Source organism: Shinella lacus (genome assembly GCF_010994755.1).
GTDB classification, from domain to species: domain Bacteria; phylum Pseudomonadota; class Alphaproteobacteria; order Rhizobiales; family Rhizobiaceae; genus Shinella; species Shinella lacus.
On sequence record NZ_WHSB02000017.1, the window covers coordinates 76,644 to 93,500 of the forward strand.

At 62.5% G+C, this 16,857-nt stretch carries 15 protein-coding genes; 1 reads left to right on the forward strand and 14 read right to left on the reverse strand.

Annotated features, from left to right (window positions below):
• Positions 1-157 precede the first annotated feature (157 nt).
• From fliQ to GB927_RS29150, 14 genes are all read right to left on the reverse strand, one after another.
• Positions 158-424: a flagellar biosynthesis protein FliQ gene (fliQ, locus tag GB927_RS29085; protein WP_256120717.1), complete on the reverse strand. Its 267-nt coding sequence runs from the start codon at positions 422-424 to the stop codon at positions 158-160.
• Positions 421-870: a flagellar hook assembly protein FlgD gene (gene flgD / locus GB927_RS29090; protein ID WP_256120718.1), complete on the reverse strand. Its 450-nt coding sequence runs from the start codon at positions 868-870 to the stop codon at positions 421-423. The genes fliQ and flgD overlap by 4 nt, the downstream gene beginning before the upstream one ends.
• Complete coding sequence (gene flbT / locus GB927_RS29095) at positions 864-1,310, reverse strand: flagellar biosynthesis repressor FlbT (protein WP_256120719.1); 447 nt, start codon at positions 1,308-1,310, stop codon at positions 864-866. Before flbT ends, flgD begins: the two co-directional genes overlap by 7 nt.
• Complete coding sequence (flaF, locus tag GB927_RS29100; RefSeq protein ID WP_256120720.1) at positions 1,307-1,660, reverse strand: flagellar biosynthesis regulator FlaF; 354 nt, start codon at positions 1,658-1,660, stop codon at positions 1,307-1,309. The genes flbT and flaF overlap by 4 nt, the downstream gene beginning before the upstream one ends.
• A gap of 38 nt (positions 1,661-1,698) precedes the next feature.
• Entirely contained in the window at positions 1,699-2,757 is a 1,059-nt protein-coding gene (locus GB927_RS29105) for a flagellar hook-associated family protein (protein WP_256120721.1), read from the reverse strand.
• A 3-nt stretch (positions 2,758-2,760) separates the two neighbouring features.
• Positions 2,761-4,206 (reverse strand): flagellar hook-associated protein FlgK, encoded by a 1,446-nt coding sequence (flgK, locus tag GB927_RS29110; protein WP_256120722.1) that lies wholly within the window; start codon positions 4,204-4,206, stop codon positions 2,761-2,763.
• A 44-nt stretch (positions 4,207-4,250) separates the two neighbouring features.
• Positions 4,251-5,477: a flagellar hook protein FlgE gene (locus GB927_RS29115; protein WP_256120723.1), complete on the reverse strand. Its 1,227-nt coding sequence runs from the start codon at positions 5,475-5,477 to the stop codon at positions 4,251-4,253.
• Positions 5,478-5,590: 113 nt separating this feature from the next.
• Entirely contained in the window at positions 5,591-6,265 is a 675-nt protein-coding gene (gene rem / locus GB927_RS29120; protein WP_256120724.1) for a transcriptional activator Rem, read from the reverse strand.
• Between the two features lie 281 nt (positions 6,266-6,546).
• On the reverse strand, positions 6,547-7,125 hold the full coding sequence (locus tag GB927_RS29125; RefSeq protein WP_256120725.1) for a transglycosylase SLT domain-containing protein: 579 nt from the start codon (positions 7,123-7,125) through the stop codon (positions 6,547-6,549).
• On the reverse strand, positions 7,049-8,467 hold the full coding sequence (fliK, locus tag GB927_RS29130; protein ID WP_256120726.1) for a flagellar hook-length control protein FliK: 1,419 nt from the start codon (positions 8,465-8,467) through the stop codon (positions 7,049-7,051). The genes GB927_RS29125 and fliK overlap by 77 nt, the downstream gene beginning before the upstream one ends.
• Positions 8,464-9,780, reverse strand: coding sequence for a chemotaxis protein MotC (gene motC, locus GB927_RS29135; protein ID WP_439655544.1), 1,317 nt, complete (start codon positions 9,778-9,780; stop codon positions 8,464-8,466). Before motC ends, fliK begins: the two co-directional genes overlap by 4 nt.
• 10 nt (positions 9,781-9,790) lie before the next feature.
• Entirely contained in the window at positions 9,791-11,014 is a 1,224-nt protein-coding gene (locus GB927_RS29140; RefSeq protein ID WP_256120728.1) for a MotB family protein, read from the reverse strand.
• The gene (locus GB927_RS29145) at positions 11,011-11,664 is read right to left on the reverse strand and encodes a hypothetical protein (RefSeq protein ID WP_256120729.1); all 654 of its coding nucleotides are present in this window, start codon (positions 11,662-11,664) and stop codon (positions 11,011-11,013) included. Before GB927_RS29145 ends, GB927_RS29140 begins: the two co-directional genes overlap by 4 nt.
• A gap of 317 nt (positions 11,665-11,981) precedes the next feature.
• Entirely contained in the window at positions 11,982-12,965 is a 984-nt protein-coding gene (locus GB927_RS29150; protein WP_256120730.1) for a flagellin N-terminal helical domain-containing protein, read from the reverse strand.
• Between the two features lie 711 nt (positions 12,966-13,676).
• On the opposite strand from GB927_RS29150, the gene GB927_RS29155 reads away from it, so the two are divergent.
• The gene (locus GB927_RS29155) at positions 13,677-16,700 is read left to right on the forward strand and encodes a beta strand repeat-containing protein (RefSeq protein WP_256120731.1); all 3,024 of its coding nucleotides are present in this window, start codon (positions 13,677-13,679) and stop codon (positions 16,698-16,700) included.
• Positions 16,701-16,857: the final 157 nt, after the last annotated feature.

A 16,857-nucleotide genomic window follows, 5' to 3' on the forward strand; every position in this document is an offset into this window, starting at 1 on the left:
CCCATTTTCACCCCATGACCTACAGGCCGAAGCTTGCGCAAACCTCTCCTGTGTCATGGTCGGGCCTGACCCGACCATCCACGCAACGGCTGTGGATCCTCGGGTCAAGCCCGAGGATGACGTCCCGCAGGTGGGATACTCTTGCGACAGAAACCGGCTAGAAGCCGCTTTCTATTCGGGAAAAGACGATATTGGTAAAAATGGAGATCTGGGCGCCGATGAAGGGGGCCGAGATGGCGATCGTCACGAAGATCGCGAGGATTTTCGGCACGAAGGTGAGGGTCATTTCCTGCACCTGGGTCAATGCCTGGATAAAAGCGATGGCGACGCCAACGATCATGGCGGCAAGCACGGCCGGTCCGGAGGCCACGACGACCGTCCAGATGGCTGCCTGCGCTATGTCGAGGGCGTCTGCCTCATTCACGTTTCGGGTTCACTCGCCGTGGTTTCGCTGACCTTCACGCCGGGACCGATGACAAGGGTCTTGCCCGAATCAAGCGTCGCAACGATGCCGTCGTTGTATAGCGTGACTTCCTTGACGACGCCAGAAATCTTGCCGTCCTCGCTGGTGACGGTGCGGCCGATGACCGAGTTCGCTTCCTGCAGCGAGGTGCGCTGCAGCAGGCTTTCCAGGTTCTTGTTGGTCTTGATAGTCTGCTCGACCTGCGAGAAGGTCGCAAGCTGCGCCATCTGCTGGGTCGCGTCCATCGGCTCGGTCGGATCCTGGTTCTTCATCTGCGCCACGAGCAGCTTCAGGAAGCTTTCGTAGTTGATGGTCGCCGACTTCTCGTCCGTGCCGGATTCAGCGCCGGTAACGGTCGGAACATAAGGCTTGTCTGCCGCCGATGCGGCGCCGACGGGGGTTACCATGGTGCGATCTCCCTGCGGATCTGTTCGATGGTGGCCGGCGGGATCTCCTGATTGTTGAGGATGCGATCCTCGATCGGGTAGAGCGCGCGGATGGCTTTCAGCGCCTCGAAGACGCGGTCCTGGGTGACGAGGGCGTCGACGCGCTTGAGCTCGGCGAGCACTTCCTCGTTCTTGAAGCAGGAAAGCAGCATGATGACCGATTTGCGGAACATGGCGATCGACTGTTCGGCCCCTTCCGGATTGATCAGCGCCATCTGGGCGATGAAGTAGAGCTGGCGAAGCGGCGTGGTGGCCTGCTCGGGCTGAAGAACGTGGTTTTCCAGGAGGAAGGTGACATCGTTGAGGAATTCGATCGCGACCTTGCGGTCGACCCTCAAAACTGCGCCGTTGACGAAAATGCGCTCACCGGACTTCAGCGATATACGCAGTGTACTTTTCATTTGATGCCATCCTTGATGATGGTGGTGATGTCGATGATGCCCTGGAAATTGTTGGATTCGCGTTTGCGGATCTTTTCGACTTCCTTGAGTATCCAGATGGCGATCGAGATGAGGTTGGCCCGAAGCTCGTCTTCGAGCTGGTTTTCCGGATTTCCGAGATCTTCGATAAAGCGTATCCAGACGCGGCGGGTAAAGTAGATCGCCTCCACCGCTTCCCTGCCGTAGGTGCCGCCATCGGAGGCCATTGCCGCTGTCAGAAGCGCAATCGACCGGTCGAGGACCTGCCGCTCTCGATCTTTCGAGACGGCAACGCCTTCCTCCATGATCTCGGCATATGAAAACTGGTACATTCAGACATCCTTCATGTGTGTCCGTACCCTCTGGTTCATCAGAGGTAATTCAGCAGGCTCAGGTTCTGGATCCTCGACGTCAGCGTGTAAGCGAGCGAAAGTTGCGATTCGAGCGTGGTGACGCGCGTCGCCGCCTCGTAGGTATCGATGCCTTCCATATCCTTGATGCTGGTGCTCAGGATGGTGATCTGGGCATTGAGCGAGGTATTGGCCTGGGTCACGCGCGCCTCGGAAATGCCGAGCTTGGAGCGCTCGCCATCAATGCCGGAGATCGCGCGGCCCGTATAGTCGATCGCCGCGTCGCTGACCGTCTTGCGGGTCTGTTCTGAAATGCCGAGTGCCAGCAGCTCCTGACCGAGCACGAGGCCGAGCGCCATGTAGCGCATGCCCTCGACATTGGTGTTGGTCGAGCTCTGTACCGTCTCGGCCGTGCTGATGCGGCTCTGCATGTTCTCGTCGGACGCGTTCGACCAGTCCGTCTCCCAGCCCGGCCCCATGAAACTCGTTTCGAGGTTGTCGATGAAGTCCTGCATGTCGGTCGGCGTGATGCCGGCGACGGCGACTTCATTGCTCTGCGGGAAGCCGAAATGCGTGGCGAATGCGGCGTCGAACGCTGCCTTCGCGTCGGAAACCGGCGTTTCCTGCAAATAGTCCTTGAGCGGCGTCACGTCGGTGTTGATGCCGGCAAAGAGGAATTCACCGCTAAAAGAACTGTTGGCGGCGGCGGTGAAGGTCGACATCGCGTTGCCGATGTTCTCCTTGGCGAGCGCCAGCTGGTCGGCGGACGTGATGCCGGAAAGCGCGATGAACACTTCCAGCGCATCGTTTGCCGCCGTCGACATCTGGCCGAGCGCTTCCTGCGAAGCGGCAAGGCGCTGCGTCGTCAGCGCGTTGGTGCTCTTCAGCGATTCCATGCGCTGGAGGTCGCGGTGCAGGTTCAGCGTGCGCGCGGTCTTGGCGCCGAGCACGGCGCCGACATCGGCATGACGGCCGGTGACCGTCTCCTCCTGAAGCTGCAACATCTCCTTCTGCGCGCTGGCGACGGTAAGCCGCATCGCGTTCTGAAGGGACATGTTCGAAACGAAAGAAGTCTTCATAACTTACCCCGCCGCCTGTAGAAGCGCGGCAATCATCTCATCGACCGCCGCCACGAGTTTCGCCGACGCCTTGTAGGATTGCTCGAGGTCGAGAAGCAGGGCCAGTTCCTCGTCGAGGCTGACGGCCGTCACATTGAGAAGCGCTTCCTGGGTGCGGCCGAGCAGCGCTGTCTTGTCGTCGCCTGCCGTCGTCGCCGCGCTGCGGATCTGTTCCAGCCAGCCAACCGAGCCGGTCGAGAAGGCGAGGATCGTGCCGGTCGTGTCGATCGCCGCATCCGGGTCGAAGGTCCTGGTCGTCTCGAAACCCGTCGCGTAGCCGTTCAACAGCTCCGAGAAGCTGGCATCGTCATTCAGGTTGAAGGTCGCGTTGATGCCGTCGCGCAGCAGCATGGCATTGCCGCCCTGCGCGGTGATCACGTCCGGATTGACCTTGATGACCGCGCCGAGACCTGGCGAATTGACCGTCGGGATGCCGCTCCAGGTGAAGAGGCCGTCGGTCGCCACGAAGGTGCCGGAGCCCGGCGGCGTCTCGACGCTCTCGGAGAACATCGAGATGAGGGCGACGGACATTTCGTCGAGCTGGTTCTGGAAGGTCGGCGCGACGTTGTCACGGATCTGCAAGAGAGCTGCGATCGAGCCTTGTGCGCTGGTGTTGCCGCCGGCACCCGGCTGGATCGGCACGCCGTCCACATAGACCGGGAAGCCGTCGACGGCCGCGGTGTAGGTGGTCTGCGGCTCGAAGGTCACCGTGCGCGCCACCGTCTCGAACAGCACCGTGCCGTCGCTCGTGTAGAGCGCCAGGTCGTTGTTCGTGCGGTTGACGGCGGTGACGCCGACGATCGCGGAGATTTCGGTGAGCAGCTTGTCGCGCTGGTCGAGCGCATCGTTGACGTCGGTGCCCGACGCCGTGCCCTGCTTGACCTTGTCGTTCTGGGTCTTGAATTCGCTGAGCAGGCGGTTGAGTTCCTTCACCGCCCCGTCGATGTCCGCATCCGCTTCGGACCGAAGCTTCTGCAGGGCATGCGAGGTGCCGTTCAGGGAATTTGCGACATCGATCGCATCCGACACGACCGTCTCGGCGAGCGAGACTTCGTTCGGCTTGTCGGCGAAGGTCTGGAGATTGTCGCGCAGCTTTGCGAGATAGGTGGAGGGGGCGAGTTCATAGTCCTCGCCGCCCATCATCATCTTCATCTGCGTGAGACCGGACAGGAGCGTGTCCTGGCCGGCGGACTTGGAGATCGACAGCAGGTTCTGCTTCAGCAGTGCTTCGTTCTGTGCACGCTGCGTTTCGACCACCGTTGCACCGGAGGTCGCCGTAGCGAGGATCGCCGCGCGGCGGGCGTAGGCCGGGTTGCTTGCATTGGCAATGTTCTTCGACGCGACGGCCGATTGAAGGCCTACGTTGGAGAAGCTGGACTGAGCAGTCTTCATTGCTGCTGAAAGCGACATCGGTTCTACCTAACTCTCGAATGCACGCGCGGCGTCATGCCGGCTTATCTCTTGAGATTGACGAGGACTTCCATCAGTTCGGAACCGGTCTGGAAGACCTTCGAGTTGGCAGTGTAATTGCGCTGCGACTCGATCATGCTGGTCAGTTCTTCGGCGATGTCGACGTTGGAGTCTTCCAGCGCGCCGGAGATGATGGTGCCGTAGCCGCCGTTGCCGGCATAACCCATGACGACCACACCGGAATCGCTGCTCTGCGCGTAGACGTTGCCCGGCAGAGGCTTGAGGTTGTCCGGGCTCTGCACGTTCGCCATGGCGATACGGTATTTCGGAGCGAGGTCGCCGTTCTCGTATTTGAGATAGACGATACCGTCGTCGCTGATTTCATAGCCGGCAACGCCGCTCGGGCCGATGCCGTCGATGTCGCCCTTGGCTGCGAAGTCGGCCGCAAGCTGCGTGCTGCCGCCGCTGGTGCCGCCGATGGAGATTTCCAGCGGGTTGAGCACACCGCCGCCGATGGTCGTCGGGCCCGCCAGCGTGATGTCCGTCGGCGAAACGAGCTTGCCGTCCGTGTCGAAGGTCAGGGTCGTCGCGGCAAGAAGCGGCGTGACCGTGCCGGAGACCGGGTCCGTATAGTTGACTTCCAGCGACCACTCGTTCGGGGTGCCCGTCGTCGAATATTTGAAGTCGAGCTTGCGGGTGTTGCCGAGGCTGTCATAGGCGACCAGCGAGGTCGTCTTGGAGAACGGGTCTTCGGCATTCGACGGCAGGTTGACGTGCAGGTAGCCGCTTTCGGAGGCCTTCACGTTCAGCTCGCCGGCTGCAAGGTTGATCTCTTCGAGGCCCGCGAAACCGTTGATGACGATCGTCGGGTCTTCGGTCGAGGAATAGGGATAACCCATCAGCTTGAAGCCGGACGAGTTCTGCAGCGAGCCGTCGCTCATCGGCGTGAAGGCGCCGGCGCGGGTCATGTATTCGACACCGTCGGAACCCTGGACGATGAAGAAGCCCTTGCCGTTGATGGCGAGGTCCGTCGCAGAGGTGGTGTAGGTGAAGGTACCCTGCGAGGAGATGGAGTAGCGCACATCCGTGTTGACGCCGCCGGAATTGTAGGCGCCGCCGGTGGTGGGCAGGATAAGGGAGGAGAACTGGGTCGAGGCCTTCTTGTAGCCTGTCGTATTCGCGTTTGCGATGTTGTCGGCCACCGTGCTCAGGCGGTTCGCCTGTGCATTCATGCCGGAAACACCCGTTCTCATCGTACCGTAGAGGCTCATGTCATTTCCCCGTTCGTCTCGTCACTACGACCCTATGAAACGGGCCTTGCGTGAAGCTGGCTGCCAAGGTCGTCTGGCAGGGTCCGCCTTCCCTGCCAGCCGGCAATCTCTTTTCAGCCCTGCCAGTCGATGCAGTAGCCAAGGAAGCGCTTGGAATCGATCGGGTCGAAACCGAGCTTCTTGCGCAGCTTCTTGCGCAGTTTGCTGATGTGGCTTTCGACGACGTTTTCTTCGACGTCCTCGTCGAAGATGCCGTAGATCGCGTTGAAGATCTGGGTCTTGGAAAGCCGGCGGCCGCGGTTGGCGACCAAATATTCCAGGATGCGGCGCTCGCGGCGCGGCAGCGGGAAGACTTCGTCGTTGATTTCCGGGTCGCGACCGTCGGAAAACACACGGATCGGGCCGATTTCGGTGAAGTTGGTCAGCGCCTTCAGGCGCCGCCGGATGGCCGCCGCACGGGCCAGGATTTCCCGGGGATGCACCGGCTTGCGCACGACGTCATCGACGCCGCTGTCGAACAGCGCAAGCGTGTTTTCCAGGGAGGGTGTGTCGCTGACCGCGATCACCGGGGCCTGGGAGCGGTCCCGGATCGCGCGCGGCAGTTCCATGCCGAGCTGGCCCTGGCCAATCAGGAAGGCCTCGACCGCATCGATGTCCGAATCGGCAGCGGTGTTGACCCACTCGCCGAATTCACGGGGATCGAACCCCGTCGAGGGCACGCCCTCGCGTCCAAATAGAGAAGTATAACCATCTTTCACGAGCTCTCGCTCATCAACCACTACGATCATTCGTCCGCCTCCGAATCAGTGTGGTGCCACGTTGAGGCAGTGGTACGAATCGGGCGAATCACCGGCAATTAGAGAAAGTGACTGAGTGGAATTAACAGTTGATTAAGATTTGCGTGCCGATTTGATCTACATATAGTAGGTCGCCTCGACTTTCGCCACAACTATGTAGTGGAAAAGTTAACAAAGGTTAACGACGCGCCTTGTCATCCCAATTCAGGGCGCATTCCTGCCACATTACGGCACAGGTCGTTCGGGGTGTGAAATTTCAACTTTTAGTCGAATTATTGGCAGAACTGTTTCGCGTTCGCCGTCCAGCTTCCGTAGCCCGTCGCGACCAGATTTGCGATCACCCGGCAGACATAACGCTTCTGCGCGGGGTCGTTGTTCGGCCCCGCATGATAGCGCGCGACGGCCATCGTCCAGGTCTCATGCCTGGCGTGAAGCCGCGAAAGAAACGCCGCCGCATACTCGACGTTCTTGCGCGGGTCAAACATTTCCGCCGTCGAGGCAAACTGGTCGCGGTGGAAGTGGTGGTTGATCTGCATGCAGCCGAGGTCGATCAGCTTCGCGCCGCTGGCGCGCGCCTTCTCGAAAGCCTGCAACGCATCCTGCCGGTCGCGGCCGAAAAAGGCCTTGCCCTCGATGTTCATGGCATAGGGCTGCAACGATCCCTTCCGGCCGGTCTCGGTGAGACCGACGGAATAGAGGATGCCGGCCGGTATGTCATATTTCGCGGCCGCGGCGAGGATTTCACGCTCGCAGGCCCCGACGGAGGCGTTAGCGTCAGAGATAGACGCCGCCAGTGCGCTGAGGCTGACCGCCAGCGAGGCCAGGAGCGTTTTCCGACGTGTTGCCTTCATGGGACATTCCCTCGCGTGCAAAATTGCGTGCCTGCTGCTCTCCGCCGCCCTGGCGGCCATTGCCGCCTTCACGCGCCTGTGGGTTGGAGAACTGCTGCTGTTGCTGCTGGTTCTGGCTGTCGCCCTGCTGGCCGTTCGCGCTCTTGTCGGCCGGCGAAAGCTGCACGGTGACCTGGTCGACGGCAAAACCCTGGCCGCGCAGCGCACGCACGATGGCGTCCTGATCGTCGGTAAGCTGCCGATAGGCTTCGCCCGTCTCCACCTGCAACGAGACGACGAGCGCGTCGCCGTGCAGGCGCAGCGTGGCGGTGACGAGGCCGAGCTCGATCGGGTGCATCTGGATCTTCAGCGTGTTGACGACCTTGCCGGTCGCAGCCGCTTCGGAATGGCTGAGCCCGCCGGTGGCACTGAGCGAGGCCGCCCATTGCGGGTCCTGCGTGATCGCGGAGGTCACGGCGCCCGCATTGCCGGTCTGCGCGAGGCCGATATAACGGCGCGCATCGACCACGGTCACCGTCTCGCCCTTCACGCCGGTCGGATTAGCGTCGCGGAAGGTGGCGCGCTCGCCGGCGTCGGAAAGTTTCATGTCGAGATCGCGCCCCTTGCCGTCGGCGCGGATCAGGCGGAAGAGTTGGTCGGTATCGGACTGCGGCACCTCGCCGGCATCCGCACCATCGACCGCCGCCGTGGCATCGGCCTTCACCGCCGTGGCATCGGCGCGTGCTTCGGCCTTGGCCTGGCCCTTGCCGCCGGTCTGCGTCTTGACGTCCTGTACGGCGCCCGCGACACCAGCCTTCGCCGCCGCGCCATTGGTCACGGCGTTCGGGGCGGCCAGCATTTCCAGGAGATTGCCGACATCCGTGTTCGCCGGTGCCGCCTCTGCCGTGTCGGTCGTCGCCTCGGCGTCGTCCGCGGCCGGCTCGTCAGTATTGCGTGCACTGACCTTGTCGGTGTTGCGCCCCTCGCCCTGCGTCTTGCGACCGTGGCGACCAGCGGTTTCGAGCAGGGCTGCCGCCTTTTCCTCGAAGGGCACCGCGTCCTCTTCGGGCACGTCCGCCCCGGCCTTGTTGCGCAAGGCTTCGTTGAGCGCCGCTCCGTCGCGACGGCCGAGCTTGACGCGCGTCTCGTCGGTCTTCTCCCCTTCGGGTTCACCCGCGCCGATCGAGAGCGACAGGCGCGCGCCCTTGCGGCCCGAATCGCCCTCTCGTCCGGAGATGCTCGCAACGGCACTGGCGAAACCGCCCTCTTCCGAAGCGCCGGCGGAAAGGCCGTGAGCGGCCTTGCCCTTGGTTGGCGCATGCCCCTGCACGACGCCCAAAACCCCGCTACCGATGGTGCTCAACTGCCTTCTCCTTTCAAGAGCGCGTCGATTTCGTCGAGCTTGGACCGGCCGCCCGATACGAATGTATCGAAAGCCGGATCGATGCCCGCCGTTTCGCCCTGCTCTTTCGTTTCCTCTTTCGGCTCGATAGCCGATGCGACCGGCGTTTCTTCGCCGCCGGCGCGCGGGTCCATTGCCCGGTCCGCCATTTCCGCTTCGCTCAGCCCCTCGTAGGAGGCGTCTTCCACGTCGGCGGTCGGCACGGCGGCTTTCGCCTCCGTCGGCACCGTCTCCGGCACGCGCAGCACTTCCTCGGCCACCGCACGGGCCGCCGCCTTCAGGGCGCGGTCCTTGGCCGAAAGCTTGTCGTCGGGAATGGCGATGATCGATTCCATCGCCTGCGCCACGTCGCCTGACGGCACCGAGGCGAGGCCCGAATAGAGATCCGCCAGGACCTTCGGCACGCTTTCGCCGTCGCCCGACAGCGCCTGTGCGCGTTCGGCCGCAAGCGAGGCCAGCTTGTTCTTGCCCGAGATCGCGGCAAGCCGCGCCATGCGCAGGTAGACCTCACGCTGGCGGGGCACGTCCATGAAGGAGAGGATTTCAAGGATATCGTCTTCCTTGATCGCCTCGAAATGGTCCACCGCCAGCTTCACGAAAAGATCGGCGAACTGGCTGGCATAGGGCGAGCGCAGGTAGCGGCGCGCATAGCGGTTGGCATAGGCCATGCTCTTGTCGATCCAGCCCGCTTCGCTGGCGATATAGATCGAGCGGCGCAGGGCCGCCTCCTCGACGATCGTGCCGGGCGCGACAAGGCGGCCCCAGTCGAAATAGGTCAGCGCCAGCGCCGGGTCCTTGCGCATGACGGAATTGGCCGAGACGAGCGCCAGATAGGCGCCGACGCGCGAGCGCTTGTATTCCGGGAAGATTTCCGCGAGCGACTTGACGCTCTGCGTGCCGCGGCCGCTGAGATAGCTGCGCAGCGCATCCGTGAGGCGGGAATCGAAATGCCCGTCCACATCCTTGGTGATCAGGAATTCCAGCGTCTCGGGATTGCCGCCGCTCATGGCATAAACGAGGGCCGCATCGACATTGCGCGGATCATCGAAGATCGACGAATCCGCCGTGCGCAGCCGCTCGTCGATCGTGCTCAGCAGGAAGCGCTGCATTTCCATCGCCGAATGGTCGCCGAGCGCAACCGTGTCCTGCACATATTGCAGCGACCGGATCATCTTGTAGGGCGCGAGGTCGTCGAGATTTTCGGCACGCGCGGAGGCGGTACCGCAAACCGCAGTGCAGAGGACCGTACCCGTCAGGAGGAGGCGCCGCAACAAGCCCATGGCGTCAGGTGCCCTCGGCCTGGATGAGGATTTCGATGCGTCGGTTGGCGTCGGCCATCGGATCGTCCGGCACCTTCAGGCGACGATCGGCAAAGCCGGTCACCTGGCTCACGCGCTTCTCTTCAAGCCCGCCGCGCACCAGCATGTAATAGGCGCTCTCGGCACGCTCCATGGACAGGCGCCAGTTGTCGTTCTTGCCGCCGGCGAAGGGGCGGGCGTCCGTATGGCCGCGGATCGCGATCGCGCCGGGCCGGGCTTCGAGAATCTTGCCGATCTTCTCCATGGCCAGCACCATCTCGCGCTTGGGCAGCGCCGAGCCGATGTTGAACATGGGCGTGTCGAGCTGGTCGGTGAGGCTGACGAGCAGGCCGCCCTCGGCCGGGATCACGGTCAGGCCTTCCGCCAGTTTGCCGAGCGTGCCGATCTGTTCGGTGATCTGCTTCTTCAGCTCGTCCGCCTTCTTTTCCTCGGCGGACTTGGCCTCGTCTTCGTTGGCCTTGGTTTCCTCGGCAATGGCCTTTTCCGCTTTGGCCTTGGCGGCCGCAGCCTTTTCGGCCTCTTCCTTTTCGAGCGCTTCCTTCACCGTGTCGTCGCTGGCGGCCGCTATCTGCTGGGCGGTCTTGCCTTCGCTGCCGGCATCGGTCGCCTGCGAGACCTCGACCTGCTGCGTCCAGAAATCCGGATCGAACGGGTCACGATAGGCTTCGCCGCCATTGGCGCCGGTGGCGGGACCGGAGGTCGCCGCACCGCCCTCACCCTTGGCGCTGACATTGGCCTGCTGGCCGACTTCCTGCGCGATCTCGGAAAGCACGGAATAGGGGTTCTCGAAGAAATTGGCCTCGGAATATTGCGATTCCTCGCCGGCCGTCGTCTTCTCGTCCTTGCCGCTTTCGGCACCGTTGCCGCTTGCCTGCTGCTGGCCCTGCTCCTTGGACTTGTCCTGGGTGGCCTCGCCTTCGGCGCTGTTGGCCGGCTTCTTCACCGATTTGTCGGCCGGCTTGTCGTCGGTCAGCTTGATCGGGTTGAAATAGGACGCGACCGAGGCCTGCGTCTTCTCGTTGGCGGCATTGACGAGCCACATGACGAGGAAGAACGCCATCATCGCGGTCATGAAGTCGGCATAGGCGATCTTCCAGGCGGCCGAATGGTGGTCGCCTTCATGATCGCCATGGCGTTTGACGATGATGATCTCGTTCTTTCCGTGGTGGTGATTTTCGCCTTCGCTCATGCAAGCACCTTGCGTACGGTATCAGCCCAGGCTGCCATCCGCGTTACGAGGACGGTTTCGCCGAACTCCACCGTCAGATCGACATCCTGCATCTCGACATGCCGGAAGACCGGCGCGGGCTCGTCGAAATGCGATTGCAATTGTTCGAAGAGGTTGAACGGCCCCTTCACCGTGATCGCCATGCCCTCGTCGGCCTTGAGGCCTTCGGCGATCATGCGGGCGAGGTCGGCGACGGCACCCGTCGTCAGGATCTCGCTCATGACCGGCGCCAGAACCTCGGCCGTCTGGGCGGCGACGCGATCGGCAACTTCGCCGGTCAGCGTGGAAAACCGCTCGGCCAGCGCCCTGGCATAGTCCAGCTCGTAGCGCATCTTCAGCGCGTCGAGTTCGGCCTCGTGCTCTGCCTTCAAGGCGGCGATATCCGCCTCGTGTTTTGCGACAAGCTCCGCCTCGGCTTCCGCCCGGCCTTCCGCAAAAGCTTCGGCGCGTTCGGCGGCAAGGTCGACCGGCGGTTCCGGCGGCGGCATCGCGAAGGCCGGAACGGCAGCGCCACCCTCGGCCTCACCCATGGAAGGCGACGAAAAGGCGGGCGCCCTGGCGCGCGGCGGTGCGCCAAAATCCTTGAGGTAACGGGCGAGTTGCACACTCATGCCGCGCCCTCCCGCCCTGCCGCGTGCCGGACGAACGAAGAGAGGACCCGACGGGAACCCCGTGGGCCGTTTCGACGCTCGCTCTCGAAAACACTGGAACCTGACACCACCGCTGACCTGTCTCCTCGGACAACAAGCACCTTTCGGGTCGCGAAAGGCGCACAATCTTCCTGATCGTGCCATTGAGCCTAGGGGTTCAAACTTGTGCGAGGATGAAGATGAAAGGGTGTTGGGCCGCGCCAGGGCAAATAGCGCGGCCCAACCGCCCGCCTCGGCCGATGACCAGCGGCCGGGCGGATGAGAAAACCTGCCTGCTCTTACTGACGGAAGAGCTGGAGGATGTTTTCGGCACTCGAATTGGCGATCGACAGCGACTGGATGCCGAGCTGCTGCTGGGTCTGCAACGCCTTGAGGCGGGTCGATTCCTCGTTCATGTCGGCATCGACGAGACGGCCGATGCCCTTGTCGATCACGTCGTTGAGGCTGGCGACGAAGCTCTCCTGCATGCCGATGCGCTTGGTAATCGCGCCGAGCGTGGAAGCGGAGTTCGTCAGGTCCTTGATGATCTTGTCGACGACACTGATCATGTCGTCGAGTTCTTCGTAGGTGGTCGTCAACGTTCCGTCCGGATCGTCCTGGATCGAGATCGCCGTGTCGGCTGGCGATGCACCACCCATATCGATGAGATAGTAGTAGCGCGGGGGGCCTGCCCCGTCGTCCGTCAGTTCGCTGGCGTCGATCGACCTGGTGAGAAAGCCACGCTCGGGGTCCTCGATGTCGATCAGCACGGACGTCTCCGTGTCGAAGTCGAGCGTGGTGACCTTGACGTTGCCGCTGGCGGTGCGCACGAAGGAGGCGACGACGGATTTGATGCCGAGCGCGTCGGTACCAGTATTATAGAGCCAGTTCTCGCCCGAGAAGGATGCCGACTGGGCAGCCGAGACGAGCTGGTTCTTCAGTTCGGTGATTTCGTCGTTGATCTTGTTCTTGTCGACGCCCGGTTCGCGCGCGGCCACCAGCTTCGCCTTGATCTCGCTCATCACCTCGATGACGTTTTCAAGCGAGGTATAGGCGGTGTCGACCTTGGCGGCGCCGAGGCCGAGTGCGTCGGCGACGGTCGAAAGCGCGCGGTTGTCGGAGCGCATCGTAGTGGCGATCGACCAGTAGGCGGCGTTGTCGGCGGCGGTCTCGACGCGCAGGCCCGACGAAACGCGTGCCTGGGTCGTCTCGAGACCCGTATCGATGGAACGGAGGGTTTGCAGCGCCGCCATGGCGGCGGAGTTGGTCAATATGCTGGTCATTGGCATTTGCCCTGATAAAGGATTGTCGGGGACATGCCGGAGTGGGCGGGGACCGGTAACGACGAAGGGGCTTCATGCATCCGGCGCCGCTGTTTTGCCCTGGGCGCCAGTTCATCGTTCTTAATGAAGAGTTAACGGCGAATGGTTAACAAATGGTTAACGCCGTTAAGACTTCATAAAGGAAGGTGAAAAAAGCGTAAGTGGGCGATGGCTATTTCTAGCCAGGATACGACGCCACTCAACCATAAGACGCAGAGGAAGAAGGCAACCTTCGCCCCAGTATGGTACGGCCCTGTACCGATCCGGCAAAATTTGCACCGTTTTCAGGCGCTCCGCGCTTGTATTGCGTGGAACTGTTGCAACCTGTTAACGCATTGTTAGAACTTCCTGCTTAGAACTTTCCCTAGTTGCGAGAGTTCTACCCATTATCGGTACTTGCAACAACTGGCGTGGGGATCGGAGCCGCCATTAGGCTCCGGAAGCATGATGCCCTTCCGATACGCTGGCTCGTTCGAGTCATGTTCCATGAAAACAAAGTTATCGTCCGACAGGACACCCGAATTGCGAAGTCAATGGCGGGTCCGCGGACGTCCAACGCTGCAGCAAGCGCAGGACGTGCTGAGCGTGCCTTAAGGGATCGTGCCGATCCTTTCCAGGCCGTTCGCAGGGCAATGACGTTTGTGGACAGCCAACCATCAAGGGCGCGCGTTCATGACTTCAATCGTTACAAATCTTACCGTCACCCAGATCCGAAACCTTTCCTCCGCGGCAATCCAGCTCCTCAACTCCGAAGACGTACAGGCGTTGAACAGCACGCAGATCGCGGCACTCAGCTCCTCGCAGGTCAACGCATTTTCGAGCGACAGCCTTCTGGCCTTCAATTCGGACCAGATCGGCGCGATCGCCGTCAGCGCACTCGCAGGCCTCAGCGCATCGCAGCTCGCAGCACTCGAATCCGGCCATATCAGCGGCCTCAACTCCAAGCAGATCAGCGCACTCAGCAGCGCCCAGGTCGACAGCTTCACGACCGACCAGATCGACGTGCTGAGCAGCGCGCAGATTGCCGCTCTCGGCTATGACGCCTTCACCACCATCAACTCTGACGAGCTCGCAACCTTCACCACCGACGAAATTGCCGCCATCAGCGTCAAGGCTCTCGCAGGCCTGACGACCGACGCGCTGGCCGGCCTCGACACCGACAAGATCACCGCGCTGAACAGCAAGCAGATCGCCGCTCTCAGCAGCGACCAGCTCGCAGCCCTCTCCTCCGATCAGGTTGCAGCGCTCACCACCGATCAGGTTGTCGCCCTGACGGCAAAGCAGCTCTCCGGCCTCACCACCGACACCGTCGCAGCACTCAGCACCGACCAGGTGGCCGTCCTCGGCAGCAAGCAGATCGTCGCCTTCTCCAGCGCCCAGGTCGAAGCCCTGACGTCGGAACAGATCGAAGCCCTGAACAGCTCGCAGATCGCAGCCCTCGGCTCGGCAGCACTTGCCACGATCAGCTCGGACGAACTGGCAACCTTCACCACCGACGAACTGGCCGCCATCAGCGTCAAGGCTCTGTCGGGTCTCTCCTCCGCCGCTCTCGCCGGCATCACCACCGACAACATCACTGCCCTGAACAGCAAGCAGATCGCCGCTCTCTCCACGAGCCAGATCTCGGGCCTCTCGTCCGACCAGGTTGCTGCTCTCAGCACCGACCAGGTCGTCGCCCTGACGGCAAAGCAGCTCGCTGGCCTCTCCACCGACACGGTCGCCGCTCTCAGCACCGACCAGGTGGCCGTTCTCGGCAGCAAGCAGATCGTCGCCTTCTCCAGCGCCCAGATGGCCGCCCTCACCTCCGAACAGGTCGAAGCTCTCACCAGCACGCAGATCTCGGTTCTCAGCTCGTCGGCACTCTCCACCATCAGCTCGGACGAACTGGCTACCTTCACCACGGATGAACTGGCCGCCATCAGCGTCAAGGCTCTGTCGGGTCTCTCCTCCGATGCCCTCGCCGGCATCTCGACCGACGACATCACTGCCCTGAACAGCAAGCAGATCGCCGCTCTCTCCACGAGCCAGATCTCGGGCCTCTCGTCCGACCAGGTTGCCGCTCTCAGCACCGACCAGGTTGTCGCCCTGACGGCAAAGCAGCTCGCTGGCCTCTCTACCGACACGGTCGCCGCTCTGAGCACCGACCAGGTCGCCGTCCTCACCAGCAAGCAGATCGTCGCCTTCACGAGCGCCCAGGTCGAAGCCCTCACCTCCGAACAGGTGGAAGCTCTCACCAGCTCGCAGATCGCAGCGCTCGGCTCGTCGGCACTCTCCACCATCAGCTCGGACGAACTGGCTTCCTTCACCACCGATGAACTGGCCGCCATCAGCGTCAAGGCTCTGTCCGGTCTCTCCTCTGCCGCTCTTGCCGGTATCACCACCGACAACATCACGGCCCTGAACAGCAAGCAGATCGCCGCTCTCAGCAGCGACCAGCTCGCAGCCCTCTCGTCGGACCAGGTTGCCGCACTCTCCACCGACCAGATCGTCGCCCTGACGGTGAAGCAGCTCTCCGGTCTCTCCACTGACTCGGTCGCCGCTCTCAGCACCGACCAGGTCGCCGCCCTCACCAGCAAGCAGATCATCGCCTTCAACTCCGGGCAGGTAGAGGCTCTCTCCTCCGAACAGATCGAAGCGCTGAACAGCTCGCAGATCGCAGCCCTCGGCTCCTCGGCACTGTCCACCATCAGCTCCGACGAACTGGCAACCTTCACCACGGATGAGCTGGCCGCCATCAACGTCAAGGCCCTCTCGGGTCTCTCCTCCGCCGCTCTTGCCGGTATCACCACCGACAATATCACGGCCCTGGACAGCAAGCAGATCGCGGTTCTCTCCACCAGCCAGATCTCGGGTCTCTCCTCCGATCAGGTTGCAGCTCTGAGCACCACCCAGATCTCGGCTCTGACGGCAAAGCAGCTCTCGGGCCTCGCTACCGACACCGTCGCAGCCCTCAGCACCGATCAGGTTGCCGCCCTCAGCAGCAAGCAGATCGTTGCCTTCTCCAGCGGTCAGGTAGAGGCGTTCTCCTCCGAACAGATCGAAGCGCTGACCAGCTCGCAGATCGCAGCTCTCGGCTCCTCGGCACTGTCCACGATCAGCTCGGACGAACTGGCTACCTTCACCACGGATGAGCTGGCCGCCATCAGCGTCAAGGCTCTGACCGGTCTCTCCTCGGGTGCTCTTGCCGGTATCACCACCGACAACATCACTGCTCTGAACAGCAAGCAGATCGCCGCCCTGAGCAGCGCCCAGATCTCCGGTCTCTCGACCGACCAGGTCGCAGCACTGAGCACGAGCCAGATCAACGCCCTGACCGCCAAGCAGCTCTCCGGCCTGTCCACCGACACGGTCGCAGCGCTGAGCACCGACCAGGTCGCGGCTCTCAACAGCAAGCAGATCGTTGCCTTCACCAGCAGCCAGATTGCGACCCTGACGAGCGAACAGGTCGAAGCCCTGACGCCCGGCCAGATCGCGGCCCTGAGCTCCTCGGCAATCGCAGCGATGGACGCAGACGAGATCGCCACCTTCTCGACGGCTGATATCGCAGCCATCGGCGTCAAGGCTCTCTCGGGTCTGTCCACCGACGACATCGCAGGCCTCACCTCCGACCAGGCCCGCGCCTTCACCAGCCAGCAGATCGGCGCCCTGAACAGCGCGCAGGTCGAAGCGGTCATCGCGGCTTACAACGACGTCTAAGCCGAACATCTCGGCCTGACATGAGGCGGCGCGGTTCACACCGCGCCGCTTTTTTTGCGTCCGTTTTTCGGAGTTGCGGACCGCCGGAAACGACCAGCCCGACGCAAGTCTGTTCCTGTAGCAAGGCGAACGAGCTCTTTTGCGAACCGTTCAACAG

What these genes read in the sequence shown, in the direction of transcription:
- flgD (WP_256120718.1), bottom strand. Translation starts at nt 870, where the DNA reads ATGGTAACCCCCGTCGGCGCCGCATCGGCGGCAGACAAGCCTTATGTT.
- flbT (WP_256120719.1), bottom strand. Translation starts at nt 1,310, where the DNA reads ATGAAAAGTACACTGCGTATATCGCTGAAGTCCGGTGAGCGCATTTTC.
- flaF (WP_256120720.1), bottom strand. Translation starts at nt 1,660, where the DNA reads ATGTACCAGTTTTCATATGCCGAGATCATGGAGGAAGGCGTTGCCGTC.
- GB927_RS29105 (WP_256120721.1), bottom strand. Translation starts at nt 2,757, where the DNA reads ATGAAGACTTCTTTCGTTTCGAACATGTCCCTTCAGAACGCGATGCGG.
- flgK (WP_256120722.1), bottom strand. Translation starts at nt 4,206, where the DNA reads ATGTCGCTTTCAGCAGCAATGAAGACTGCTCAGTCCAGCTTCTCCAAC.
- GB927_RS29115 (WP_256120723.1), bottom strand. Translation starts at nt 5,477, where the DNA reads ATGAGCCTCTACGGTACGATGAGAACGGGTGTTTCCGGCATGAATGCA.
- rem (WP_256120724.1), bottom strand. Translation starts at nt 6,265, where the DNA reads ATGATCGTAGTGGTTGATGAGCGAGAGCTCGTGAAAGATGGTTATACT.
- GB927_RS29125 (WP_256120725.1), bottom strand. Translation starts at nt 7,125, where the DNA reads ATGAAGGCAACACGTCGGAAAACGCTCCTGGCCTCGCTGGCGGTCAGC.
- GB927_RS29140 (WP_256120728.1), bottom strand. Translation starts at nt 11,014, where the DNA reads ATGAGCGAAGGCGAAAATCACCACCACGGAAAGAACGAGATCATCATC.
- GB927_RS29145 (WP_256120729.1), bottom strand. Translation starts at nt 11,664, where the DNA reads ATGAGTGTGCAACTCGCCCGTTACCTCAAGGATTTTGGCGCACCGCCG.
- GB927_RS29150 (WP_256120730.1), bottom strand. Translation starts at nt 12,965, where the DNA reads ATGACCAGCATATTGACCAACTCCGCCGCCATGGCGGCGCTGCAAACC.
- GB927_RS29155 (WP_256120731.1), top strand. Translation starts at nt 13,677, where the DNA reads ATGACTTCAATCGTTACAAATCTTACCGTCACCCAGATCCGAAACCTT.